The sequence below is a fragment of the Oceanobacillus salinisoli genome (assembly GCF_009733865.1).
In the GTDB taxonomy this organism is placed as follows: Bacteria; Bacillota; Bacilli; order Bacillales; family Amphibacillaceae; genus Oceanobacillus; species Oceanobacillus salinisoli.
Window position 1 is genome coordinate 32,517 of record NZ_WOFB01000021.1, and the last position, 26,244, is coordinate 58,760.

General features: G+C 37.6%; 23 protein-coding genes and 2 tRNA genes. 3 read left to right on the top strand and 22 right to left on the bottom strand.

Going from position 1 to position 26,244, the window contains the following annotated elements; translation table 11 throughout:
* Positions 1-4: 4 nt before the first annotated feature.
* From GMJ66_RS15380 to hemA, 3 genes are all read right to left on the bottom strand, one after another.
* Positions 5-766, bottom strand: a complete 762-nt coding sequence (locus GMJ66_RS15380; RefSeq protein WP_156291207.1) for a uroporphyrinogen-III synthase — start codon at positions 764-766, stop codon at positions 5-7.
* The gene (hemC, locus tag GMJ66_RS15385; protein ID WP_156291208.1) at positions 766-1,695 is read right to left on the bottom strand and encodes a hydroxymethylbilane synthase; all 930 of its coding nucleotides are present in this window, start codon (positions 1,693-1,695) and stop codon (positions 766-768) included. Before hemC ends, GMJ66_RS15380 begins: the two co-directional genes overlap by 1 nt.
* Before the next feature lie 208 nt (positions 1,696-1,903).
* A complete protein-coding gene (hemA, locus tag GMJ66_RS15390; protein WP_156291209.1) occupies positions 1,904-3,280 on the bottom strand; it encodes a glutamyl-tRNA reductase in 1,377 nt (458 codons plus the stop codon).
* A gap of 246 nt (positions 3,281-3,526) precedes the next feature.
* On the opposite strand from hemA, the gene GMJ66_RS15395 reads away from it, so the two are divergent.
* On the top strand, positions 3,527-4,009 hold the full coding sequence (locus tag GMJ66_RS15395; protein WP_156291210.1) for a LiaI-LiaF-like domain-containing protein: 483 nt from the start codon (positions 3,527-3,529) through the stop codon (positions 4,007-4,009).
* A gap of 573 nt (positions 4,010-4,582) precedes the next feature.
* On the opposite strand, the gene yihA is transcribed toward GMJ66_RS15395, so the two are convergent.
* From yihA to GMJ66_RS15460, 13 genes are all read right to left on the bottom strand, one after another.
* Positions 4,583-5,170: a ribosome biogenesis GTP-binding protein YihA/YsxC gene (gene yihA / locus GMJ66_RS15400; RefSeq protein WP_156291211.1), complete on the bottom strand. Its 588-nt coding sequence runs from the start codon at positions 5,168-5,170 to the stop codon at positions 4,583-4,585.
* 1 nt (position 5,171) lies between these two features.
* Entirely contained in the window at positions 5,172-7,487 is a 2,316-nt protein-coding gene (gene lon / locus GMJ66_RS15405; protein WP_156291212.1) for an endopeptidase La, read from the bottom strand.
* 471 nt (positions 7,488-7,958) lie between these two features.
* Positions 7,959-9,236 (bottom strand): ATP-dependent protease ATP-binding subunit ClpX, encoded by a 1,278-nt coding sequence (clpX, locus tag GMJ66_RS15410; protein ID WP_156291213.1) that lies wholly within the window; start codon positions 9,234-9,236, stop codon positions 7,959-7,961.
* Between the two features lie 350 nt (positions 9,237-9,586).
* Positions 9,587-10,873, bottom strand: coding sequence for a trigger factor (tig, locus tag GMJ66_RS15415; RefSeq protein WP_156291214.1), 1,287 nt, complete (start codon positions 10,871-10,873; stop codon positions 9,587-9,589).
* Positions 10,874-11,012: 139 nt separating this feature from the next.
* A complete protein-coding gene (locus GMJ66_RS15420; RefSeq protein ID WP_156291215.1) occupies positions 11,013-11,993 on the bottom strand; it encodes a tetratricopeptide repeat protein in 981 nt (326 codons plus the stop codon).
* A gap of 133 nt (positions 11,994-12,126) precedes the next feature.
* Positions 12,127-12,200: transfer RNA gene (locus GMJ66_RS15425), tRNA-Arg, on the bottom strand.
* Positions 12,201-12,203: 3 nt separating this feature from the next.
* Positions 12,204-12,277, bottom strand: a tRNA-Gly gene (locus tag GMJ66_RS15430).
* 348 nt (positions 12,278-12,625) lie between these two features.
* Complete coding sequence (locus tag GMJ66_RS15435; RefSeq protein WP_156291216.1) at positions 12,626-13,135, bottom strand: metallophosphoesterase; 510 nt, start codon at positions 13,133-13,135, stop codon at positions 12,626-12,628.
* Positions 13,136-13,151: 16 nt separating this feature from the next.
* Complete coding sequence (locus tag GMJ66_RS15440) at positions 13,152-13,745, bottom strand: XTP/dITP diphosphatase (RefSeq protein ID WP_156291217.1); 594 nt, start codon at positions 13,743-13,745, stop codon at positions 13,152-13,154.
* A 14-nt stretch (positions 13,746-13,759) separates the two neighbouring features.
* Positions 13,760-14,515 (bottom strand): ribonuclease PH, encoded by a 756-nt coding sequence (gene rph, locus GMJ66_RS15445; protein WP_156291218.1) that lies wholly within the window; start codon positions 14,513-14,515, stop codon positions 13,760-13,762.
* Between the two features lie 471 nt (positions 14,516-14,986).
* Positions 14,987-16,072: a GerMN domain-containing protein gene (locus GMJ66_RS15450; protein ID WP_156291219.1), complete on the bottom strand. Its 1,086-nt coding sequence runs from the start codon at positions 16,070-16,072 to the stop codon at positions 14,987-14,989.
* Positions 16,073-16,217: 145 nt separating this feature from the next.
* Positions 16,218-17,042 carry a glutamate racemase gene (gene racE / locus GMJ66_RS15455; RefSeq protein ID WP_156291220.1) on the bottom strand — a complete coding sequence of 275 codons (825 nt, stop codon included), beginning with the start codon at positions 17,040-17,042 and terminating at the stop codon, positions 16,218-16,220.
* Between the two features lie 22 nt (positions 17,043-17,064).
* A complete protein-coding gene (locus GMJ66_RS15460; RefSeq protein WP_156291228.1) occupies positions 17,065-17,481 on the bottom strand; it encodes a MarR family winged helix-turn-helix transcriptional regulator in 417 nt (138 codons plus the stop codon).
* An 804-nt stretch (positions 17,482-18,285) separates the two neighbouring features.
* On the opposite strand from GMJ66_RS15460, the gene GMJ66_RS15465 reads away from it, so the two are divergent.
* Positions 18,286-18,510 (top strand): helix-turn-helix domain-containing protein, encoded by a 225-nt coding sequence (locus tag GMJ66_RS15465; protein ID WP_010651078.1) that lies wholly within the window; start codon positions 18,286-18,288, stop codon positions 18,508-18,510.
* Between the two features lie 102 nt (positions 18,511-18,612).
* Here GMJ66_RS15465 and GMJ66_RS15470 read toward each other — a convergent pair whose 3' ends face one another.
* From GMJ66_RS15470 to GMJ66_RS15485, 4 genes are all read right to left on the bottom strand, one after another.
* The gene (locus tag GMJ66_RS15470) at positions 18,613-19,077 is read right to left on the bottom strand and encodes an acyl-CoA thioesterase (RefSeq protein WP_331279690.1); all 465 of its coding nucleotides are present in this window, start codon (positions 19,075-19,077) and stop codon (positions 18,613-18,615) included.
* A 65-nt stretch (positions 19,078-19,142) separates the two neighbouring features.
* A complete protein-coding gene (gene sdhB, locus GMJ66_RS15475) occupies positions 19,143-19,907 on the bottom strand; it encodes a succinate dehydrogenase iron-sulfur subunit (RefSeq protein WP_156291222.1) in 765 nt (254 codons plus the stop codon).
* 18 nt (positions 19,908-19,925) lie between these two features.
* Positions 19,926-21,677 (bottom strand): succinate dehydrogenase flavoprotein subunit, encoded by a 1,752-nt coding sequence (gene sdhA, locus GMJ66_RS15480; protein WP_156291223.1) that lies wholly within the window; start codon positions 21,675-21,677, stop codon positions 19,926-19,928.
* 28 nt (positions 21,678-21,705) lie between these two features.
* A complete protein-coding gene (locus GMJ66_RS15485; protein WP_156291224.1) occupies positions 21,706-22,326 on the bottom strand; it encodes a succinate dehydrogenase cytochrome b558 subunit in 621 nt (206 codons plus the stop codon).
* Positions 22,327-23,131: 805 nt separating this feature from the next.
* Here GMJ66_RS15485 and GMJ66_RS15490 point away from each other — a divergent pair.
* Entirely contained in the window at positions 23,132-23,572 is a 441-nt protein-coding gene (locus tag GMJ66_RS15490; protein ID WP_156291225.1) for a DUF2507 domain-containing protein, read from the top strand.
* Between the two features lie 70 nt (positions 23,573-23,642).
* On the opposite strand, the gene uvrC is transcribed toward GMJ66_RS15490, so the two are convergent.
* Together uvrC and trxA are read right to left on the bottom strand one after the other, a co-directional pair.
* Complete coding sequence (uvrC, locus tag GMJ66_RS15495; protein ID WP_156291226.1) at positions 23,643-25,421, bottom strand: excinuclease ABC subunit UvrC; 1,779 nt, start codon at positions 25,419-25,421, stop codon at positions 23,643-23,645.
* A 109-nt stretch (positions 25,422-25,530) separates the two neighbouring features.
* Positions 25,531-25,845, bottom strand: a complete 315-nt coding sequence (gene trxA, locus GMJ66_RS15500; RefSeq protein ID WP_156291227.1) for a thioredoxin — start codon at positions 25,843-25,845, stop codon at positions 25,531-25,533.
* Between the last annotated feature and the right edge of the window lie 399 nt (positions 25,846-26,244).

Consider the following 26,244-nt stretch of genomic DNA (forward strand, 5'->3'; position numbering starts at 1 on the left):
ATCTCTACTCCTTTTTATTTATGTAATCTATCATACAATCAATCATTGCATCTATTGTAAATGTTTCCGGTGTCAAAACAGTTGAAATTCCTTTTTCTCTTGCACGCTGTTCCGTCGTTGTACCAATACATACACATGGCTTATGAAGCGGATATTCCGATAAAGTAAAAAATGCCTCAATAGCTGATGGACTAGTAAACGTCATAAAATCAAAACTTTTTTGTAACACATTATTTAAAAGAACTCTATTTTTATCATTTGGCCTTGTTCGATAAACATATAAGCTGTCATAAGGGATGTTCGCCCGCTTCAATTCCCGGGGAAGAACAGTCCTTGATAAATTACCACGAACAAGTAAAACAGTTCCCGGATTCTTAATCGATAAAAGGAATTCACGTGCTAGGGTATCGGCATTGTAGCGAGAAGGAACAAAATCCGCTGAAAAACCATATTTTTTTAATTTTTTATTTGTCTTTTGGCCAACTACCGCTATCTTTAATGTTTTCAGTTCCTCTAGGGAAACATGATACATCCCGACTAGTTGAAAGAAACATTCTACACCATTTGCGCTTGTGAAAACAATCCAATCATATTGATTAATATCATTAAATATACGTTTATTCTCCTTACGATCATCACATGTAATCGTTAATAGAGGAACTTCAATTGGTTGGCCACCAGCTTTAACGATTTTTCTCGAAAATTGTTTAGCACCTTTCATATCCCTCGTAACAATTACCTTACGACCTTGCAAAGAGGAGGACATTACTTGTCCAACTCCTCTTTAACTCCTTCTACAATATCTTTTGCGCCTTGGCTAATCAGCAAACTTGCTGCCTCTTTCCCAACCTCTTCAGGATCTGTTCCCCTAACCACTTCTTTTAAAATAGTTTTTCCATCTGGCGTTCCCACTAATGCAGTTAAAATAATATCATCTTGTTCAAGATAAGCATATCCACCGATAGGCACCTGACAACCTCCCTCTAAAAGGTGAAGAAAAGTTCGTTCAGCAGTTACGGTTCTGGTTGTATTAGCATCATTAATTTTATCCAATATTTCCCTTATTTCTGTATCATCTTCCCTGCATTCAATCGCTAATGCCCCTTGCCCTACTGCTGGTACAACGACTTCAGGCTCCAAATATTCCGTTACGATATCATCATTAAGGCCGGCGCGTTTCAAGCCTGATGCTGCAAGTACAATTGCATCATAGGATTCTTCTTTGAGTTTCCTAATTCGGGTTTCAATATTTCCTCGAATCCATTGGATAGATACATCAGGTCTTGCAGCTAAGATTTGCGCAGCACGACGCAGACTACTTGTACCCACAACAGCCTTTTTTGGTAAATCCATCAACGGAATATTATTTTTAGAAAGAAAAGCATCTCTCGGATCCTCTCGTACAGGTACCGAAGAGATAAGAAGACCATCTGGCATTACAGAGGGCATATCTTTCATACTATGTACGGCGATATCAATTTCTTTATCGTACATCGCTTGTTCAATTTCCTTTACAAACAAGCCTTTTCCACCAACCTTAGATAACGTTACGTCTAATATACGGTCACCTTTCGTTACAATTTCCTTTACTTCAAACTCATTTTGTACCCCTGCTTCTTTTAACTGGTTTATTACCCAATTCGTTTGTATTAATGCGAGATTACTTCTTCTTGATCCCACTACTATTTTACGCATGAATAAATCCTCCTAGGTCATCTGTTGCGATTGTTATCGTCAAATAAATAATTAATCCTTTATACTTTTACGTATATTTTAACCTTTTTTGAACTGATTGGAAAAGAAAAAGAGGCTGAGTAAAAAGAACCAGAAAGCAAAACGCCATCTGGTTCTTTACGTATGTCCAGCAATCGTGCACATAAAGAAGGCACGTCAGCCGCTTTTCTTAGTTAACACTTGTAATTTTTTCCAAGTGAGGAAAGGTGATGTATTCGTTTTTTTGCAATGTCATTAACGTGTCATCTTTTTTTGCCTGTTTTTTAAATTCCGCCCTTACCTCATCTTCTATCCCAAATATCTCTACAAACAATTCAAGGGCATGATCTGCATGATCGCCCCCAGCCATTTCCTTCGCTTGGGTAATTGGGTCTTTTAGTAATTGGTTAATAATACTTTTCGTATGTTTATTTAAAACTTTTTTCTCTCTATCTGTTAAGTCAGGCATTTTTCTTTCAATGCTTTTCATCGTCTCTTGCTGGATCGCTAGTGCTTTATTGCGTAAAGCCGAAATGACTGGCACAACTCCAAGCGTTTTTAACCATTCCTTAAACATAACAATCTCTTTTTCAAGCATCATTTCAATCTGTTCAGCAGCTGCTTTTCGCGCTTCTAAATTGCCGTCAACGATTCCTTGAAGGTCATCAATATCGTGGAGATAAACATTTTCCAACTCATTAATTTCTGGATCAACATCTCTTGGAACAGCAATATCCACCATTGCTAATGGTCGCTTCGCACGGTTAACCTGAGCTTTCTCTACCATTTCTTTTGTAATAACTACGGATTTTGATCCAGTAGAACTAATAAGAATATCAGCTTCAGCAAGAACTGAAATCAGCTGATCAATTCCCACTGCTTTTGCTTGAAATTTTTCCGCTAATTCTACTGCTGTTTCCATCGTACGATTAATGACCGTGATTTCCGTTGCTCCAGATCCATGCAGGTTTTTTGCTGCCAATTCTCCCATTTTACCAGCACCTAAAATGGCAACATGTTTGTCATGGAGATTACCAAAGATTTGTTTTGCTAATTCAACGGCGGCATAACTAATGGAAACAGCATGTTCTCCAATGGATGTCTCTTTATGTGCTCGCTTACCAAATGTAATCGCCTGCTTGAATAACTCATTGAAAATAGTACCGGTTGTACTTAGTTTCTGCGATTTCAAAAAAGCTTCTTTTACTTGCCCCAAAATCTGTGTTTCACCTAATACCATGGAATCTAATCCGGTAGAAACTCGGAATAAATGCTCTAGCGCACCATCATCTTCCATGATCTGCAAATATGGTGAAAATAATTGTTTGTCAATATCAAACCAATCAGCTAAAAATTTTTTTATATAATACCGACCTGTGTGGAGCTGATCAACCACTGCATAAATCTCAGTACGATTACATGTAGAAATAATCACATTTTCCAAAATACTTTTTTGTTTCTTTAATTCATGAATTGCTTCTTCCAGGGTATTTTCTGAAAAGGTGAGCTTTTCCCTTATTTCTACAGGGGCTGTTTTATAATTTAGTCCTACTTTAATAATGTGCACTTTTGTCGACCCCCAACTATTTCGTTACATTACCGAACAACTACAATATAATAATTATAAATAAAAAGTAATTATAAAAACATATTATCTATTATTATAACACGTATTCCCCATTTATATTTCATAAAATGTGAACAGATTTTGAAACAATTCAAAGTAAAAAACGTTTAAATTTTAACTCGAATGTACTTTATCATACAATAGGCTTATAAGCAAGAAATCGCTACATCGGAAAGGATAATCACAATGAAAAAACAAAATTCATTAATCGCTTATGTATTAATAGGTATAGGTTTGTTTTTTCTGCTGAGGCAATTAAAAATACCTATTATCACTAATTTCTATTCCTGGCAGACGGTACTGATTATTATTGGTCTTATTTTATTATTCCACAGTTATTCCTATCGAAACTATCAACATTTATTCAGTGGCACCGTTGTCCTGGGATTAGGAATTCACTTTCACGGATTAGAACAATATCATTTTTGGATTGACCATTGGGCTATTTACGTGTTAATCATTGGAATTGCCTTTTTTATTAAAGCATCCAAAACAAAAAAAGGATATTTTACGGGAATACTGCTCATCGGGTTTAGTGTATTTATGATTTTTTCCAATACGCTCTCCATCTATTTTTATTGGGTATATGATGTCATGGAGTTTATGGAAACATTTTGGCCGGTTATTCTAGTTATTATTGGTATTTATATGTTAAAGAAAAAGAAATGAGACAGGTACAAAGTGGTTTAGTTAAAGAAAAATCCGAACGATGATTCAGAATTTTTTAGTTAAATTCGAATCAGTTCGGATTTTTTCATTTTATAAAGCTGATTTTTGAAAGATTTGTTCCATATTACAGGAAAATGTTATTCCGTATTTGATATAAAGTGCGAACTAGTATAATCCTCCGCCCGATTCCACTACGTGCAGTACGCGCACCTTAGGGCAACACTTCAGCCTCCTCGGAAGAAAACCACTTCCTTGAAAAAGAAAAGCGCTTTTTCAGCGTGCGATGTTACGCTGACGAAGCCATCCATGTCCTGCGCAACGCCTTAGTAATCAACGTCCTGTTACGAGCTCACGGATCGCCCCAAGGTACGCGTAGTATATTTCCGCATTGGTATTCAAAAGCAGTATTCAAGGTTTATCAATTCACTAACAATAAACTATGTGAAAAAGATCCAACCAGATAGAGGAACTTCGACTAAGTCCCGTGGGTAACGTGAGCGAGCTGATTCTGTGGAAGCCCGCTACTCAGCAACTCACGTCCGTCCTTTTCATCCTCCTTCTTAAACACGTACGTTAAACACCTAAATATGTTCTTAAATAGCCCCATGCTTCATCTTTACCCTCTCCAGTTTCTGCTGAAAATGGTAATACAACATCATGCGGGTCAACTTGCAAGGTTTGTTCGGTTCGCTTGATGTGTTTCGCCTGTTTACTTTTCGGAACTTTATCAAGCTTCGTGGCTACAATGATAACAGGAAGCTCATAGTACTTCAGAAATTCATACATTTGTATATCGTCTCTCGTTGGTTCATGGCGTACATCAGTAATAAGAAGAACCGCTTTTAACGTATCACGGGTTTGAAAGTATTCTTCCATCATCATACCCCATTTTTCTCTTTCCTTCTTAGAGACTTTAGCATAGCCATAACCTGGGACATCTACAAAATAAAAGGATTCATTAATTTTGTAAAAATTTAATGTCTGAGTTTTTCCTGGTTTAGAAGAAGTTCTCGCCAGATTTTTCCGATGGATCAATTTATTTATAAAGGATGATTTGCCAACATTTGATCTGCCTGCTAATGCAATTTCCGGCAGACCGTCATTTGGATATTGTTTTTTGCTGACAGCACTAATTACGATTTCTGCTTCAGTTACTTTCATCTTATTCCTCCACTAGTGCATGTTTTAACACTTCATCTAAATGTCTAACAGGAATAAACGTTAAGCCAGCACGAATACTTTCTGGTATATTTTCAATATCTTTTTTATTTTCTTCTGGAATAATAATCGTCGTTAAGCCAGCACGATGAGCTCCTAAAGCCTTCTCTTTCAAACCTCCAATTGGTAAGACCCTGCCTCTTAATGTAATCTCACCAGTCATACCAACTTCCTTTTTAACTGTTTTACCTGAAAGTGCTGAGACTAGTGCTGTAGCCATCGTTATGCCGGCAGAAGGGCCATCTTTCGGTGTAGCACCTTCTGGAACATGAATATGGATATCATATTTCTCGTAAAAATCAGGTTCGATATGGAGTTCTTCTGCACGCGACCTTATGTAACTAAATGCGGCCTGGGCTGATTCCTGCATCACTTCACCTAATTTCCCTGTTAGAGTAAGTTTTCCTTTACCAGGGTAGTGACTAACCTCAATTGATAAAATGTCCCCACCAGCGCTCGTGTAGGCAAGTCCAGTAGCTGCTCCAACCTGATTTTCCTGTTCCATTAATCCATATCGGAACATAGGCTTCCCTAGCAGCTCTTCAATCGTTTTCTCCGTGATGACCACCCGTTTTTTCTCTTCTGAAATAATAATTTTAGCTGTTTTACGGCACAGTTTTGCAATCTGTCTTTCCAGCCCGCGTACTCCTGCCTCACGGGTGTATGTTCGAATTAACTTTAATAATGCCTCATCACGAATTTGCATATTTCCTTTTTTTAACCCGTTTTCTTTCAACTGTTTCGGAATAAGGTGTTCTTTAGCAATATGCACTTTTTCCACTTCCGTGTATCCTGCAAGCGAAATAAGCTCCATACGATCCAATAATGGTCCTGGAATCGTATTGACATTATTCGCTGTGGCGATAAAAAGAACATTGGATAAGTCATAGGTCTCTTCAATAAAGTGATCACTGAAATTACTATTTTGTTCCGGATCCAGAACTTCTAACATGGCTGATGAAGGGTCACCACGAAAGTCGTTGGACATTTTATCAATTTCATCCAGAAGAAATACCGGGTTAATCGTTCCAGCTTTCTTCATTCCCTGAATAATTCTTCCTGGCATTGCTCCTATGTACGTCCTGCGATGTCCTCTTATTTCCGCTTCATCCCGGATCCCACCTAAGGAAATACGCACAAAACTACGGTTAACGGAAGTAGCGATGGATTTAGCCAGTGAAGTTTTCCCTACTCCTGGTGGCCCTACAAGGCAAAGAATTGGTCCTTTGATGGTATTTGTAAGCTTTTGAACTGCCAAATATTCCAAAATCCGTTCTTTTACCTTTTCCAGCCCATAATGCTCCTGATTTAAAACCTTTTCCGCTTTTTTAATATTAATAGTATCCCGTGATTTTTTCGTCCAAGGCAAAGACAACAGCCATTCCAAATAATTACGAATAACAGCGCTTTCCGCTGAGCTCTGGGGAACCTTCTCAAACCTTCCTAACTCTTTTAAAGCAACCTCCATAATATGCTCCGGCATATCGGAGTTTTCGATTTTTTCTTTCAGTTGGTCCACTTCGCCTGTTTTTCCGTCTTTTTCACCAAGTTCTTTTTGAATTGCTTTCAATTGCTCACGCAAATAATATTCCTTTTGCGTCTTTTCCATGGAAGACTTGACACGTTGTCCAATTTTCTTCTCAAGATCAAGCACTTTTTTCTCATTGGAAATAATATGAATTAATTTTTGTATCCGTTTTTTAACTTCCTTCATTTCCAGTATTTCTTGTTTCTCTTTTACTTTTAAAGAAAGGTGGGATGCAATAATATCAGCTAGCCTGCCAGGTTCTTCAATATCTGTTACCGTTGCCAGGGTCTCTTCCGTAATCTTTCTTGACACTTTTATGTATTGTTCAAATTGACTTAATAATGATCGCATTAAAGCTTCTTCTTCATGGTTTTCCCCATGGATATCCTCTATTTCTTCAATTTCAACCATAAATTCATCATCTGTTTCCATATAGCGTACAATTTCCCCGCGGAACAGTCCTTCAACTAATACTCGCATCGTACCATTAGGCAGTTTTAACATTTGGTTAACTTTTGCTAATGTGCCAATTTGGTAAATATCCTTTGGCTCAGGTTCATCTATACTTACTTTTTTTTGTGCGGCAAGAAAAATCGTTTGATCATCCATCATTGCTTTTTCTAAGGCCGTAATTGATTTATCTCTTCCAACATCAAGATGAAGAACCATAGTTGGAAAAATGAGTAACCCACGTAAAGGAAGGAGGGGAACCTGAATAATCTCTTTCGACATGAAATGTAACCTCCAAATAATTATGATAACAAAACTTGTATGTTCTTAAAGTTTAAAGATAATTTTTCCATTTGTAAACTAAAGCATTTTCAAATATAGTATTTACGTTTCTTCATATACTAAACTTATTGGAAAAAATTACAGCGATTCTTTTAATTATAACCAAATGATGACACTAGTCAAAAACCCGCTTGGATAACGTAACGACTATCGCTGTTTGTTAGCTCATAGTCAATAAATAACGATTGCGCAGTCACGTTATCCTTTCATTTCCCTTCTTTTTACAGCGTTTAAAAAAGAGACTAACTAAAAGCCAAAAGCTCTTGAAAAAGAACCATTTTGCTCAGTTAGTCTCTAAACAAGATGGAAGGGAATTCCATCTTGTTTAAATTCAGCATTATCATCCAGTTTCTATCCAGAAAAACCAACTGAACGAAATCTGACCTTATTCATTATAGCGTACTCGTGTAACTAGGCACTCTCTTTTGGATGTTTCTTTATTCCTTCCTGGACAGTCCCATCACTAAAGACAAGTGTTGGACTACCGTCTTCATTTACAATTGTTTCTTTCGTAATGACACATTTATCAATGTCTTCACGAGACGGTAATTCAAACATCACATCAAGCATAATACTTTCAATGATAGAACGTAATCCGCGAGCTCCCGTTTTGCGTTCTATTGCTTTTTTCGCTATTTCAACCAATGCCTCTTCTTTGATTTCTAATTCAACGTTATCTATCTCAAAGAGCTTTTGATACTGTTTTACTAAAGCGTTTTTCGGTTTTGTCAGGATCTCCACTAGTGCTTCTTCATCTAATGGTTCTAATGCACCAATAACTGGAATTCTTCCTATAAATTCTGGAATTAAACCATAGCGTAATAAATCTTCCGGAAGTACTTGCTGAAGTAATTGTCCCATATCCAAGTCTTCCTGCTTCGCGTTAGCACCAAAACCGATTACTTTCTTACCGAGACGGCGCTTGATGACCTGATCAATCCCATCAAATGCTCCACCAACAATAAACAGGATGTTTGTCGTATCAATCTGAATGAATTCCTGATGTGGATGCTTACGGCCTCCTTGTGGTGGCACACTGGCAACTGTACCTTCCAAAATTTTCAATAGTGCCTGTTGTACCCCTTCACCGGATACATCACGTGTAATCGATGGGTTTTCCGATTTACGTGCTACTTTGTCAATCTCATCAATATAAATAATACCCTTTTCTGCTTTTTCCACATCATAATCCGCAGCTTGGATTAATTTGAGAAGAATATTTTCCACATCTTCCCCAACATAGCCCGCTTCTGTTAATGATGTTGCATCAGCCATTGCGAATGGTACATTGATAATTCGTGCTAATGTTTGCGCCAATAATGTTTTACCACTACCCGTTGGCCCAATCATTGCTATATTACTCTTCGCAAGCTCCACATCATCATTGCTCTTCGGAGAATTAATACGTTTGTAATGATTATAAACCGCAACAGATAAGTTCTTTTTCGCTTTCTCCTGGCCAATAACATAATCATTGAGTATTTCGCAGATTTCTTTTGGCTTAGGAATTTCCTTGAATTCCATTTCTTCTTCTGTACCAAGCTCTTCCTCTACAATTTCCGTACATAATTCAATACACTCATCACATATATAAACGCCCGGTCCGGCAACTAGCTTACGAACCTGATCCTGGCTTTTTCCGCAAAACGAGCATTTTAATTGTCCTTTTTCTTCATTAAACTTAAACATTCATTTTCACCCCTAAATATCCTAGAATCTAGGTTTCAATTTATAGCCATCATATCAGAAGAATATCAAAAAACAAAATAAAAACCACTATTGTTTGCATAAACTCCTTTAAATTCATCTTTATATGGAGGCTTTTATCTCATTTACTACCTATGGTTTAACAAGTATGATTTGTTTAATTATTAGTTTACCATAGATAAGTCATTCATATTACTTATACTATATGACAGATTCTAAAATTAAGTCGTATTTCCATTCAATTAATACAAAACAAGGTGCGATATGTTTCGCACCTTGTTGTCTTTGCCTATTGTGTCAAATTTGAAACTTTTCCTGTATGTTTTTGTTGTTTAAACAGCTTTACTTTGCTCTACCAGGAAGTCGATTGCTTTTCTCATTAATATATCATTCTTAATCGTATCTGTGTTACCACCAAGCATTGGAATAAGCTGTTGTGCTTCAATTCCATACATAGACGCCATTTTTTCCAGCTCTTCATTGACATCTTCTTCCGATACTTCAAGATTTTCTTCTTTCGCAATAGCTTCCAATGTTAAATTCGTTTTCACACGTTTTTCAGCATCGTCTTTCATTTGTTCCTTTAAGGCATCTTCATCTTGACCAGAGAATTGGGAATACATTTCCATAGTCATGCCTTGCATTTGTAGATTTTGTTCAAATTCACGAACCATTTGATCTAATTCTGTTTCAACCATTGCTTCAGGAACATCAATTTCGGCATTTTCTGATGCTTTTTCAATTAATTGCTGACGCTTTTCATTATCCGCATTCTGCTTTCTTTCTTCTTCAAGCTGTTCTCTTTTCTTTTTCTTCAATCCATCAAGAGTTTCCGCTTCATCATCGACATCTTTTGCGAATTCGTCATCTAGTTCTGGTAATTCTTTGTATTTCACTTCATGAATTTTCACTTTGAATGTAGCTTCTTTTCCAGCTAATTCCTCTGAATGGTAATCTTCTGGGAATGTTACTTTTACTTCTGTATCATCTCCAGCTTTTTTACCAACTAATTGTTCTTCAAAACCAGGAATGAATTGTCCGGAACCAATTTCTAGCGAATGATTTTCACCTTTTCCGCCTTCAAACGCTTCACCATCTAAGAAACCTTCAAAGTCAATTACTGCTGTATCGCCTTCTTCAATTTCTCCTTCTTCCTTCACTACAAGTTCTGCATGACGATCACGCAGGCGATTAATTTCTTCTTCCACGTCTTCATCGGTTACTTCAACAGACTGTTCTTCCACTTCTAAACCTTTATATTCACCAAGAGTTACTTCCGGTTTTACTTCGACATTAGCAGTGAAAATGAGGTCTTTTCCTTTTTCAATTTGTTCAATATCGATTTCAGGCTGTGCAATTGGGAAAATATCTGTTTCATCAATTGCTTTACGATATGCATCTGGAAGAGCAATATCTACTGCATCCTGGTATAATGCTTCCACACCAAAGCGTTTTTCAAAAATCGGACGCGGAATTTTCCCTTTACGGAATCCGGGGATTTGAACATCTTTCACTACTTTTTTGAAAGCTTGATCTAATGCTTTATCAAACTCTTCTGCCGGTACTTCAAAAGTTAGTACCCCTTTATTTCCTTCTTGTTTTTCCCATTTAGCTGACATATTTATTTCCCTCCAAAATCTATTATAACCATTTCATAATTATGTATATTACAATAATTACTGCTATCTATGTATTTTCACAACCACCTTATTATAACATAATTCCAATGGCTTTCAAGCATTTATCACATATCCTAACCTATCCTTCAATAATACTCAAATAAAGTGATTCACTCATTGTAATTTTATCTATATATTGATTAACTTTTTCAGGCATCTGCTGTTGATTTTTAGGAGATATACTTAAGAAATCGTCTCCGATAGCTTCTAAGGCATGAGCGATATGTATATAATCCTCTTCTGGCGGCATGATTGGGTAAAGCACATAAGCATAATCATATAATAATTTAATAAGCAATTGATAAAGGGAAGGATTTTGTTGTTCGATATCCCTAATTAAATTTTGTATTTCTATAACAAATTTGCTTTCCTTTATATCATCCAGTTCAGCCGGAACTATCTTTAAGTGAACATCGAATTTGTAAATCTCCACTTCAGCGTCCATATGATGTTCCTTGAGCCACTGTATAATAGCTGTTTTCGTTAATGGGTGGACATGTTCAGCTACCAGGAGTTCGATTACTTGATTAGATGGTTCTGTATGAAGGGACCTTAATTTTTCAACCTGCCGCCACTGCTCTTCAAAATTCTGATCCTCTACAGCTTGGAACAGCTCTTGTAAAATAGATGTCTTTTTCTCGACCGTCACATCCAATTTCATTTTCTTGCTGATTTCATATAGCTGTTTAAATTGTTCTTTCTGCAGTTTTGGTATGTCATGCTTTTCAAATTCTTCCTCTACTTGTTCCATAAGTAAATCATATTGATTCGTTTGAAATAATAAAGTTAAATAAATATGTACATAGTGATAATAGTTTTCATCCGGTTTATGAAGTAACTTTTCACATAAATCCTGTGCTTCGTTAAATCTTCCTAATTCCATTAAACAAATCAGCTTTCCAGTTATAATTTCATGGTTGTCGGCTTCGTAACTTAATAATTTATTTAATTTCACCAATGCTTTTTCATATTCTTTATCTTTAAGCGCATTCAAACTTTCTTCTTCGAGTGTTTTCTTCCACTTTGGAAAAAGTATGACTTTATCATGGTGTGTTTGCATACATTCACCCTTTTCCTTAAATAAATATAGTATAATATTCTTGGTATTAGATATACATTCCCTATAAAGATAAATTTAAACATGAAAAAAGAAACCTACTTTGGTTAGGTTTCTTTTCATGAAGTAATTTAAACGTCCCAGGAGAGATTCGAACTCCCGACCTACAGATTAGAAGTCTGTTGCTCTATCCAGCTGAGCTACTGGGACATATGGAGCGGGTGATGGGAATCGAACCCACGACATCAGCTTGGAAGGCTGAGGTTATACCATTTAACTACACCCGCATCAATTATGTACATCGTTACTTTTGATATTTTTTAACGGACAAATAATATTATAATCACTCTGGATTTTTTTGTCAACATTAAATTTTAAGAAAAGCGCAAGCGCCCGTTTAGCGACGTACGGAGGTGAGGGAAGTCCGCTAGTCACTGGGCGATGGATCTAGACATCAAAGCGCAACTTTATACTCTCTTAAATTTAAAAAATCAGGTTTGTTTTCACTGCCAGGATAACCTTTTAAGTGGATGGTTGCAAAAGTCCAGTGAAAAGGGGGACATAGACAGAGAGGGGGACTTTTCAAATATTGCTAACACATTCACCATATTTACCTCCCTCTCAGATGATCCCAACTAAAATGATCCATGATAAGCTAATTCTCTCACTTCTTCTCCATCTACTGAATAAAAGTTGACATGAACATCATTGATGGATTCCCACTTCATGATGGCGTACGTCTTTTCACGTCTGTTTCTTGGCAGCCGTATGCTTCCGGGGTTTACAAATAACTGCTGGTCCACTTGTTCTGCACCAGCGATATGTGTGTGTCCGAAACAAATGACGTTTGCACCAACTTCTTCCGCGCGATAGGATAATGACATCACATTGGATTTCACATGATATAAATGACCATGAGTTACAAAAAAAGTTAACTCCCCAACAGTAATGACCTCCTCATTCGGATATCTGGAATCAAAATCACAATTTCCTGCTACTTTATACATGCCATCAAGTGGTTTGGATTCAAAATCTAGCTCCGAGTCACCGCAATGAATAATCGTCTTTATTTGATGCCGCTTCTTTATTTCTGTTATTTTATCCGTTAAACCGTGACTATCACTTAAAATTAAAACTTCATACATTATTTCTCACCACCAATTACAGGCTGTCTATCCAGTCTTCCAATTCAACCATTGCATTTTTTCGATGACTAATCCGATTCTTTTCTTCCGGGCCCAATTCTGCCATTGTTTTTTTATAGCCTTTTGGAATAAATATAGGATCATATCCAAACCCATAATCACCAGATGGAGTAGATGCGATCAAGCCTTCACAATATCCTTTTTTGAAGATTGTTTCTTCGCCTGGCCTGGAAACTGCCAAAACACAAACAAACCTGGCAGTGCGTTGATGCTCTGGTATTCCTTCTAATTCCTGCAGTACCTTATTGATATTTGCTCTATCATCCTTGTCTTCTCCAGCATACCGCGCAGAATAAATTCCAGGTCTTCCGCCTAATGCATCAATGACTAACCCGGAATCATCTGACAAAACTGGAATGCCCAAAATACGACTGATCTCTTCCGCCTTTAATTCAGCATTTTCCTCAAAGGTTTCACCTGTTTCCTCAACATCCGGTAAATCCTTTTCAATATCCAATAATGAAACAGCTTCCATATTTTTCTCAGAAAAAAATGCTTTAAACTCTTTTGCTTTACCACTATTTTTGGTCGCGATAACAATACGTTTCATTGACATGCTCCTTATTATTCTTTTCTAGTTGTTTCTCCAATACGCTCTGATAATTCACCTAAGGTTTTCTTCTGAATCTCTATGATTTGCTCTAACCCTTCACTGGCAAGTTTAAGCATCACTTTCAGCTGATTTAAAGAGAACGTCGCTTCTTCACCTGTACCTTGGATTTCAACGAATTCTCCTGAACCGGTCATCACAATGTTCATATCTACATTAGCTTCAGAGTCCTCTTCGTAATTTAAATCCAATATCTCTTTTCCATCCGGTAATATGCCCACAGACGTAGCCGTTAAATAATCCGTTACCGGCATCTCTTTTATGTTTTTATTTTTGATCAGTTCACCAAAAGCTAACACAACTGCAACAAACGCGCCGGTTATAGAAGCCGTTCTCGTGCCTCCATCTGCCTGAATCACATCGCAATCCACCCAAACCGTGCGCTCCCCAATTTTATCTAAATCAACAACGGAACGCAGCGCTCTTCCTATCAGTCGCTGAATTTCCATTGTTCGCCCACTTACTTTCCCTTTTGAGGATTCCCTAATATTACGCTGTGCCGTTGCACGTGGGAGCATGGAGTATTCCGCAGTAATCCATCCCTTTCCCTGCCCTCTCATAAAAGGGGGAACACGATCTTCTATACTTGCATTACATATTACCTTAGTATTTCCTACTGTAATGAGGACCGAACCTTCTGGATGGTTTATGTAATTCGGAATGATTTCAATTGGTCTTAGCTGATTATACTCTCGCTGATCATTTCTCATATGTAAACTCCTCCTTATTTCAATCCTTAGCTTAACATATTTTACACGAAAGCAACACGGAAATTCATCTTAGCAAACTCAAATTTGATTGGTTGATTGTCTTATAGTGCGTGTTCAAAGGAGGGTGAAAAGGACCGGTCGGCTAAGATCGCAACGTCCTGGGGCCGCGGTTACTCGTCCCACCGAAAACATTTGTTGCGAGCGCTGACACTAGCACGTCCTGTGTGCCCTAAAGTTCGTGGCGGTGAAGCTTTGAGTAGAGGGCCCTGAGCGTGTTGTGGTGACTTCTACGTTGCCCACAGGACAAGGAACACTTCGTCAGCGATACATCGCACGCAGAAAAAGTGCTTTTCTTTTTAAAGGAAGTGGGCGGTTTTAGTAGACCTAACGATGTGTCATTTTTCACCGGACTTTTTGAACATCCTCTTGTAAACAATAAAAAAAGAGGTTCAAAATTGAACCCCTCCGTTATTATAATTTTTCTGTTTCAGAAATGGAGTCTTTTGTTACTGGTTCGTCATAGGTTTGCCCATTCTCACTAACGAGCTGATCCACATTTTCGACTTTGATGTCAACTGCTTCTACTCCCTCTTGCTCTGTTAATGTTCTTACCAATGTCTCCATTACCTCATCGGCAATAACCGCCTGTTCAGGGTCCTTCAAAATTGTCTCACTGAACATTAACTTTAATACCCCATCTTCCATTTGCGGTTCACTGGTTAACATCGTATCTGCGTTAAATACATGAATAACATTCGTATTATAACCAGGTCCTTCAATCAAGGATTGTACAATCGCCTGATACAAATCCGCGTCATCATTGGATTCCACATATTGTGTGACAGGAACATAGTATCTATTTTCATTATGCTCTGCAGGATAATACATCGTGACAGGTTGGGCATTCAATAAATCTACTGTATCTGATTGTACGACGTTAATTCCTTTCGATCTGGAGTACCCGTCACCAATCGGAGTACCATCTACCGGCATTACCTCCTGTGGGTGTCCGTTAATCCACAATTGCACTTTTTCAACATTATCGAACTGTGTCAGTGTGAACGTAATCGCTTCTAATATTTTCACTTCTTCACTTGGTTCATAATTCTTCATTTCTTCCGATACATCTACAACCATTGTTCCATCTTCCTTCAAATCTAGCCCTAAAATTTCTGTACCTTCAGGCAGTACCGCTTGGAATCCATTTGGAAGAAGGGATGATACAGGGCCACCTTTAACAAGATGCTCCATTAATTGTTTACCAACCTCATTTGTTTCTGGTAATTCAAGGGTCTGAGAAGCGACCATCCCATTTTTATCTATTAAATATAATTCTCGAGGAAGCATTTCTGCTGTCGCCTCTTCTGTTTCCTCATCTACCGTTTCCTCATCTAGTGTTTCCGTATCACCCGAACTAGGTTCTTCCAGACTATCAACCGCTTCTGCATCTTGAGGTGGGTCCATTTCCTCTTCCAACGATTGCTCTCCTTGAAAACAACCTGATAATACAAGCGAAAGTGATATCGCACCTGTTAAAAGAACAACATTCTTATTCATGCCTATACCTCCTACGATGGTTTGTACTATTATATATACGAGCCATCGTAAAAAATAGACCAATCATAATTAAATTGATATTAGAAAAACGGACATTTTTTCTTCACATCAAAAATCAATAATTTATTTCAAAAAAATCAGGAAACTACACTTCCTGATTTGTTCCTAAACATGCTTTCTTTATTTTTAACATGTTGAAATTGGATTCTTGAAAAATTGTTTTGGCTATTTCAATAAAAATTTCCAATTCACCTGTCGCGTAAAATTGATGAACAGGAACGTTCTCCTCCCTGCTGAGCAGACTATGGACTTCTAAAATAGTGCTCGTTTCTCTTGCTGTTTCCTCACTGGAAGAGATAATGGTTACATGCTCTCCAATTACTTCCTGTATCGTGTCCTTAATTAATGGATAGTGGGTACAACCCAAAATCAGCGTATCCATATGATTTTTTTGTTTCATCGGGAGAATGGATTCTTCCACAACAGATGTTGCAACAGGGCCTGTTAGGATTCCTTTTTCCACCATTGGAACAAATAATGGGCACGCTAACGCATTTACATGTATATCTGCCTTTATTGTCTGTAATGCCTCTGTATAAGCATTACTGCGAATAGTTCCTTCTGTACCAATGACACCGACATGATTATTTTTAGTAAATTTAATAGCCGCACGCGCTCCCGGCTGAATGACACCAATCACTGGGATATCCAGTGAATTCTGCAATTCTTTTAATGTGAATGCCGTGGCCGTATTACAGGCAATAATCAGCATCTTAATATCTTTTTCCAACAAAAAGTGCACCATTTCCCACGTAAATAACTTTACTTCTTCTTCTGTCCTGGGGCCATATGGGCATCTGGCAGTATCCCCTAAGTATATTAGCTTTTCTTTCGGCAATTGACGCATTAGCTCATGCACAACCGTTAAGCCGCCAACTCCCGAATCAATTACCCCAATAGCTCTTTCCAACAATATCGCCTCTTCTAAGTTGTTATTTTTCACTTACCGTTTTCATTTGATTATATAATAAATCTAATAACCTAGTTAAATTTTTCATATCCTCTTCAGAGAAATTTTCTAGCACCTCACCTAAAAAAGCTTGTCGCTTTCCTATTACTTCATGGATGATTACCTTTCCCTTTTCTAACAAATGGATCCGGACGACACGTCGATCCTTTAAATCTCGTACTCTTTCGACAAGTTCATTTCGTTCCATTCGGTCCACTAAATCTGTTGTTGTACTGAAAGCCAAACTGATTTTATTCGACAATTCTCCAATGGTTAAGTCACCTTCCTCTAATAACCACTGCAGGGCAACAAATTGAGGTGAAGTGATAGGATAATTATTTAATATTCTTCTGCCATTCTGTTTAATCATTCCTGATATATATCGAAGTCGTTTTTCCATTTTTACGATTGCTTCTGCTGATTCATCCAATTGTGTTACCTCCTACATTAATCCTTAACCAATAGTTTACCATATTAGGGAAAGATAGTGCGTAATTCAATTATTAAAGCTATTTAAAATTTCTCCTTGGATAATAAAGATATGTAGGCTTAAATCATTTCGTTACAATTCATGATGAAGAGCGGATACAAACGGAATACGCCAAATTTTGCTAAAAACCTACATTAGTCCGTAGCTGTAGTAAAAAGGCGGAAGTAACGCTTAAAAATTGTTAAAATAGCTGTTTTTTAAAAGATTCAGACTGCGGTTACTCCTCCACCAAAAAAATTTGTTATTTTGTCACTAAATACATAAACTGCGGAGTAACTTTATATTATGCTGGAGCTAAAATACCGCTACGGAAATACACTACGCTATTGTTGAGTATTGTAACTTCCTAAAATATTATAATTGTTGCGTTATACCATCTGTTGGTTAATTACTATTAAAATAGTTGATTGTAGCGGAAGCGGTCGACTCCTGCGGGAAAAGCACGTGTCTAGACCTGAGCAGGAAGTGGTTTTCTTCCGAGGAGGCTGAAGCCGTGCCCTAAGGTGCGCTACTGCCCGTAGCGAATGGGCGGAGCACTATACTAGTTCGTACTTTATATCTACTATGAGGTTAATTAAACAACAAAAACCCTTAAGAAAAAATACTTTTCCCGTCTAAATGTGCTCACTATTTTTTGACATCCTCATAAGCTATAGTGACTAAATAATTTCCCTTCAGCATGCAGCTCTATTGAGAGCAAGGAGGGGTTAACATTTGAAGGACAACGAGTATAAACCGAAGCAATTATTAACCAAACGAGAAAAAGAAGTATTCGAATTGTTAGTACAAGACAAAACAACAAAGGAAATTGCCCAGGAATTGTTTATATCAGAAAAAACTGTCCGTAACCACATTTCAAATGCTATGCAAAAGTTAGGAGTTAAGGGGCGATCACAAGCCGTAGTCGAGCTTCTTCGTATGGGGGAATTAAAGCTGTAAATAGTGAGCTTAGAACCCCTCTAAGACGCTAGACTATATGGTGATTAGTTGACTTATTTTATATTTACTGATATGAAGTCAGTAAACACCAAAAACCGACCCTTATTTTAAGGAGTCGGTTTTTGGTTTTTCTTTTGCTGATAATAATTCTTTCATTTGTAATGTGAGCGGTTTTGGTTTGGAAGAAGTAGCATTCACATAAACCATTCTTCCGCGTCCTGTTAAGGTAACTTGTTTCCGTTCGTTTAAAGCTAAATAATGTAGATTAAAGGAAGTTGTACCTATATGATTTACTTTTACAAACAGCTTGATCCGTTGATAAAAAAACATTTGTCGGTGGTAGTCACATTGCTGATCCGCTACAATTACTGCACCGCCATCTTTTTGTATTAATTCATGCAACCCGATTGTATATAGAAAATCAATTCGAGCTTCCTCAAAATAAATGAATGCGGACACATTATTCACATGCCCGTACATATCTGTTTCCGAGAAACGAATTTTAATCGGTATAGAAAATTCAAACTCTGCTTTCCACCTTTCAAAATCATTTATATAATCCTGCATAAACATCCCCCTAATAGGTAAAAGACCTTCCCAAAAACAATTGGAAAGGTCTTTTGAATAAAATATTAATGCGCATTGTCACTTCCAAAGAAGTTTTTAAATGCTTGGATATTGGTTGCACGATTCATTGCAGCAATGGAGGTGGTTAATGGAATCCCTTTTGGACAAACTTGCACACAGTTTTGTGAATTACCGCAGCCGCTGATTCCACCTTCTTCCATTAATCCATCCAAACGCTCACTCTTATTCATATCACCGGTCGGATGAGCATTGAATAGACGAGCTTGCGAAATCGCAGCTGGACCAATAAAATCGGATTTATCATTAACATTAGGACATGCTTCCAGACAAACTCCACAAGTCATACATTTGGATAACTCATATGCCCATTGGCGTTTCTTTTCCGGCATACGTGGACCAGGTCCTAAATCATGTGTGCCATCAATCGGAATCCATGCTTTTACTTGTTTCAAGGCATCAAACATACGTTCACGATCAATAATCAAATCACGAACGACTGGAAATGTTGCCATTGGAGCTAACCGTACAGGCTGTTCCAAATCATCCACCAATGCAGCACAAGATTGTCTTGGCACACCATTAATGACCATAGAACATGCCCCACATACTTCTTCCAGACAGTTCATATCCCACTGAACCGGAGTTGTTTTTTCACCTTTTGCATTGACAGGATTTTTACGGATTTCCATTAACCCAGAAATAACATTCATATTCCTCCGGTAAGGTACCTCAAAAGTTTCCTCGTAAGGAGCAGAATCCGGGCCGTCTTGCCTAGTTATAATAAAGGTAACTGTCTTTTGTTCAGCCATTCTACTTCTCTCCCCCTATTAGTGTTTTTTCGTATAGTCACGCTTACGTGGTTCAATTAGCGAAACGTCTACATCTTCATAGCTCAATACTGGTGCTTGGTTCTCTACATCAAACTCAGCAATGGTTGTTTTCAGGAATTCCTCGTCATTACGCTCAGGAAACTCCGGTTTATAGTGTGCACCGCGACTTTCATTACGGTTATACGCACCGATAGTTATAACACGCGCTAAATGAAGCATATGCTTCAACTGACGAGTAAACATAACTCCTTGATTGGACCATTTCGATGTATCATTGATGTTAATATTCTCCCAGCGCTCGAGCAATTCCTGTATTTTCTCATCGGTTTTTAGAAGTTTTGGATTTTCACGAACTACAGTGACATTATCCGTCATCCATTCTCCCAGCTCCTGATGGATTTGGTATGCATTTTCATTACCATTCATGTTCATTAATTGCTGGAATTTCTCCTCTTCTTCTTTTACTTTGGAATCGAATAATTCCGAAGACAATTCATCTGCATGCTTTTCAAGTCCTTCCGTATATTCAATTGCTTTAGGACCAGCAACAGAACCACCATAAACGGCAGATAATAGTGAATTTGCACCTAATCGGTTTGCACCGTGTTGTGAATAATCACATTCACCAGCAGCAAAAATACCAGGAATGTTTGTCATTTGATTAATATCCACCCACATTCCACCCATGGAATAATGAACAGCAGGGAAAATTTTCATCGGTACTTTACGTGGGTCCTCACCAACAAATTTCTCATAAATCTCAATAATACCACCAAGCTTGATATCCAATTCTTTTGGATCTTTGTGCGATAAATCAAGATATACCATGTTCTCTCCGTTGATTCCCAGTTTTTGATTGACACAAACATCAAAGATTTCACGTGTTGCAATATCACGAGGCACCAGATTTCCATAAGCAGGATATTTTTCTTCTAGGAAATACCACGGCTCTCCATCTTTATATGTCCATACACGTCCACCTTCCCCACGAGCGGATTCACTCATAAGGCGAAGTTTATCATCACCAGGGATAGCAGTTGGATGAATTTGGATAAATTCACCGTTGGCGTATTTTACACCTTGCTGATACAAAATACTAGCGGCAGAACCCGTATTAATCATCGAATTAGTTGATTTACCGAAAATAATTCCCGGTCCACCTGTAGCAAAAATAGTTGCATCAGAGCGGAAGGATTTAATTTCATGGGTCTTAATATCCTGGGCAACAATTCCTCTTGAAACTCCATCATAATCCAGAATTGCACCAACAAATTCCCATCCTTCATACTTCGTAACTAAGCCTTCCACTTCATAACGGCGAACTTGTTCATCTAATGCATATAATAACTGTTGACCTGTCGTAGCACCTGCATAAGCTGTACGATGATGCTGTGTTCCACCAAAACGACGGAAGTCAAGAAGACCCTCTGGCGTACGGTTGAACATAACTCCCATACGATCAAACATATGTATAATGCCAGGCGCTGCATCACACATTGCTTTCACTTGCGGCTGATTCGCTAAAAAGTCCCCACCATAAACTGTGTCATCGAAGTGAATCCAAGGTGAATCACCTTCACCCTTTGTGTTGACCGCTCCATTAATACCGCCCTGCGCACAAACTGAGTGAGAACGTTTCACTGGTACGACTGAGAATAAATCTACGTTGACACCTGCTTCAGCAGCTTTAATGGTAGCCATTAAACCAGCAAGTCCACCGCCAACTACAGCAATTTTGCGATTACTCATAAATACTCACTCCCCTTTTCTCTATCTACTAAACTCCGTATGCAAATACGATTAAAGTTCTAACTCCAACATAACTTAACACAAGAAATACAATGACTGCACCGTAAGTAGCAATTTTTTGCGATTTTGGAGTTTGTGTAATACCCCATGTAACTAAGAAGCCCCACAATCCATTAGCAAAGTGGAAGATCGTAGCAATTACACCTACTACATAAAACCAAAACATAAATGGAGTGGAAAGAATGCTTTCCATCATGCTATAGTTCACTTCTGCATTACCTAATGCTTTTTGGACACGTGTCTCCCAAACATGCCACACGATAAAAATTAGTGTTACAATACCGGTAATCCGTTGTAAAGCGTACATCCAATTTCGGAAATAGTTAAACTTTTTAACATTGTAATTAGCTGTAAATGCAATGTACACCCCTAACACAGCATGAAATAAAATTGGCAGATAAATCACAAAAATTTCCAGTAGCAATAAAAATGGAAGATTGCCCATAAACCCTGCTGCCCTGTTGAATTCCTCTTCTCCATAAACAGCAAAATGGTTTACAATTAAATGTGTGACCAAATAAATCCCAATAGGTACTACCCCAAGCAAAGAATGTAATCTTCTGTAAAATAGATCACGATGTTCTGCCATAGTTATCCCCCCTTAGTAGAATAATAGTCTGGTTGTGTACGTTTCAAAAAATAAAGCGCTTTTATCCAAACTAGCTTCATTTTTTAAAATTGTACAATCTTTTAACAAGTTTATTGTACTTCTAACTATTCTAAGCGTCAAGAAAACCACCCAGTAAATTTGACCAATATATTAATTCTTTCGTTAAAAAATCTTAGAAAACGTCGTTAGGATGCTTGATTAATCGCGGCATAAAATAGATAATATATGTTAGCCTTCATTTTTTACTAAAGGCTCCTTTGGTAAGTTTTGTTGTTTTTTTAACTCGCAGTAGATATAAACTGCGCATTAACTTACCGCTCCGTAAATACACTTCATCTCGCTTTGAGCTTTTATCTTTCTAATGTTAGAATTAGCTAAATAAATTTTAGTATAGCTTATCGCTATTAAACTGGTTGGCTGGAGTGGAGGGCGGTCGACTCCTGCGGGAAATCGAAGACGATGAAACCCCGCAGCGAGCGATTTTTGCTCGGGAGTAGGCTCATTGCGAGCCCGCGAAAAGCGACTGCCCGGAGCGGAAACGGGCGGTGCACATACTAGTTCGCAGTTTATGCATTTTGTGTAATAATAACAAATCTTTTCGGTGGGACGAGTAACTGCAGTCCCAACATTTTAGAAAAAGCCTTAATAGATGGTTTTCTCATATAAGAAGCAACAAAAGGGATTAGTGAGCCACTTGCAGTATTTAATTTTAAAACCGTATTATACACCCTTTAGCGAGGAATCATAGTGTAATGCAAGTGGGATGAAAGAAAGGATGGCACCTATGTCAAAAATAACCAAAAATCTTCTTACGACTACTCAGCTAAAAGATTTACGTACTGATGGCGCTGGCTATGATGTTTTAAGATACATAAGTTTACCTGAATTGCTTGGCAAAGAATCAGACACACTCCTTTACTTTATGGGAAAAAACTTAGCGAGAAAATTTGAAATTGATTCTTTGGAATCCTTATATTTGATTATTGAAGCGTTAGGTTGGGGTAAATTGGATTTAGTAAAGGAAAAAAAGAAAGAACTGGTGTTTGAGCTAATGGCCGATTCAATCGTATTAAAATTACAAACACCATTTGCCAGGGAATTCCGGCTCGAATCTGGCTTCATAGCAGAAGCCATACAACAGATATTCGGGAGAGAGTGTGAATGCATAGAAAACATCAACAACCGAATTAACCTCATTAAATTCACCATTGTTTTTACCGAATAAGGTACACGAATTGTAGAGAGTAGAGAGCTGTAGTTCAGAAATAGAGCTACAGCTTTTATTGTAGAAATTTCTAATGATCATGATTTAAATAATCTAATATTTCCTGTGCTATATTGCTCGGAATTCCGAGTTTTGTCATATCCTGAATATTAGCACGTTTAATTTCATCAATTGATTTAAAATGCTGAAGTAATAATTTCCGGCGCTTTTCACCAACACCTGGAATGTTATCTAACTCTGATTGAAATAAATTTTTGCCTCGTAATTGCCTGTGAAATGAAATAGCAAATCGGTGAACTTCATCCTGTAAACGTTGAACTAGATAAAATTCCTGTGAATTCCTTGATAAAGATACTACTTCTGGAGGAGTTCCATACAATAATTCACTTGTTCGATGGCGGTCGTCTTTCGCCAGACCGCATAATGGAATATCAAGGCTTAACTCATTTTCAAGTACGTCCAGAGCTGCACTCATTTGCCCTTTCGCACCATCAACTACGATTAAGTCCGGTAATGGCAAATTCTCCTTTAAAACTCTAGTATATCTTCTGCGAATTACTTCCCGCATCGTTTCATAATCATCTGGTCCTTCTACATCCCTGATCTTATATTTTCGATAATCTTTTTTGCTCGGTTTGCCATCAATAAAAACAACCATTGCAGATACGGGATCTGTCCCTTGTATGTTGGAGTTATCAAAAGCCTCTATACGATGCGGTGTTTCTATATTCAGCTTTTCACCAATTTTTTCAACAGCTGCTATTGTACGTTCTTCATCCCGTTCTATTAAAGAAAATTTCTCTTTCAAAGCAATTTTTGCATTTTTTTCAGCCAATTCCACTAATTCTTTCTTTCTTCCTCTAAACGGAGTATGAACATCAGTCTCTAATAATTCGCTTAACATTTCCGTTTCCGTACCAATTGGAACTAGAATCTGTTTCGGTTTAATATGCTGTTTATGCAAATAAAATCTACCAATAAAACTTAAAAATGTTTCTTCAGGAGAATCAAAGAAAGGGAATATGGAGACATCCCGTTCAATTAACTTTCCCTGCCTTATAAAAAACACTTGGATGCACATCCATCCCTTATCAAAGCTGTATCCAAACACGTCACGGTCAGTCCGGTCATTTAATGTCATTTTTTGTTGTTCCATCACAGATTCGATATGCTGTATCTGGTCTCTGAATTCTTTCGCACGTTCAAAGTTGAGCTGTTCACTCGCTTCAAGCATTTTTTCTGTTAAATTCTTTTTTATGTCTTTAAACCCACCATGAAGAAAAGAAGTGATCTCCTGCACTATGGCGTTATACTCACTAACTGTTGGCGGGTTATCACTGCATGCCAAACATTGGTGCATGTGATAATACAGGCACGGACGACCTGGTGGATTATTGCACTTTTTTAACGGATACAGACGGTCTAATAATTTTTTCGTTTCCCGTGCTGCAATCACATTAGGATACGGCCCGAAATATTTCCCTTTATCTTTTTTCACTTTGCGAGTAATAAGGAGTCGAGGATGTCTTTCCGAAGTTATTTTTAAATATGGATAGGATTTATCATCCTTTAACATCACATTGTATTTTGGATCGTACTTTTTAATTAAATTCATTTCCAGTATTAATGCTTCCATTTCGGAGGAAGTTACCACATATTCAAAATCAGTGATTTCCTGTACTAATCGCTGCGTCTTTTGATCGTGTGCACCAGTGAAATAGGATCGGACCCGATTTCTAAGTGCTTTTGATTTCCCAACATAAATAACCGTTCCATGTCTATCTTTCATTAAGTAACATCCAGGCTGTGCAGGCAGAACAGCTAATTTTTCACTAATGGTTCGATTCATGTATTATTCCATTCCTTTTGCAAAAATCAAAAAAACAATTTTCTTTCCATTTATTCTTAGAAAATCCCTTGTCACTTCAGCAACAAGGGATTGTTTACGTGGTTATTTATTATGCATGTTTGTTAATTAAGTCTACTAACGCTTCTTTTGGCTGATATCCAATCACTTGGTCAACCACATTTCCATCTTTAAATAATAATAAAGTTGGAATACTCATAACACCATATTTACTTGCAGTTTCCTGATTTTCATCTACATCTAATTTAACGATTTGAACTTTTTCGCTCATTTCACCGTCAATTTCCTCTAATACTGGTGCAATCATTTTACAAGGTCCACACCATGGTGCCCAAAAATCTGCTAAAACTAACCCTTTTGAAGTCTGTTCAGCAAAACTTTGATCTGTCACATTTTCAATTGCCATTATATTTCCTCCCTTAGATAACATTAACCACTTAGATAGAGTATATCATCGTTTAGTATTTACTTCCTAATACTTTGCTTATTCATACAAAAAGGAGCCACATTAATAGCCGAGAGCTACCACAAAGGTCAATAAAAACTGGCTCTTGTCTTAAATCCTGCTTCTTTTAAACCTCGCAGTTGATATAAATCCCTAATATCTTTAATTCATAATAAAGTGCTTAACACCGCTACGGAAATACACTTCGCTTTCCGCGGGGAGCTGGTGAGCCTCCTTCGTGCTGACGCACTACGTAGTCTCACCGATGCTCTTCTTCCCGCAGGACCAGGAAAGCTTCGTCAGCGTTACATCGCACACAGAAAAAGTGGTTTTCTTTTTCAAGGAGTCTCCGTGTATTTC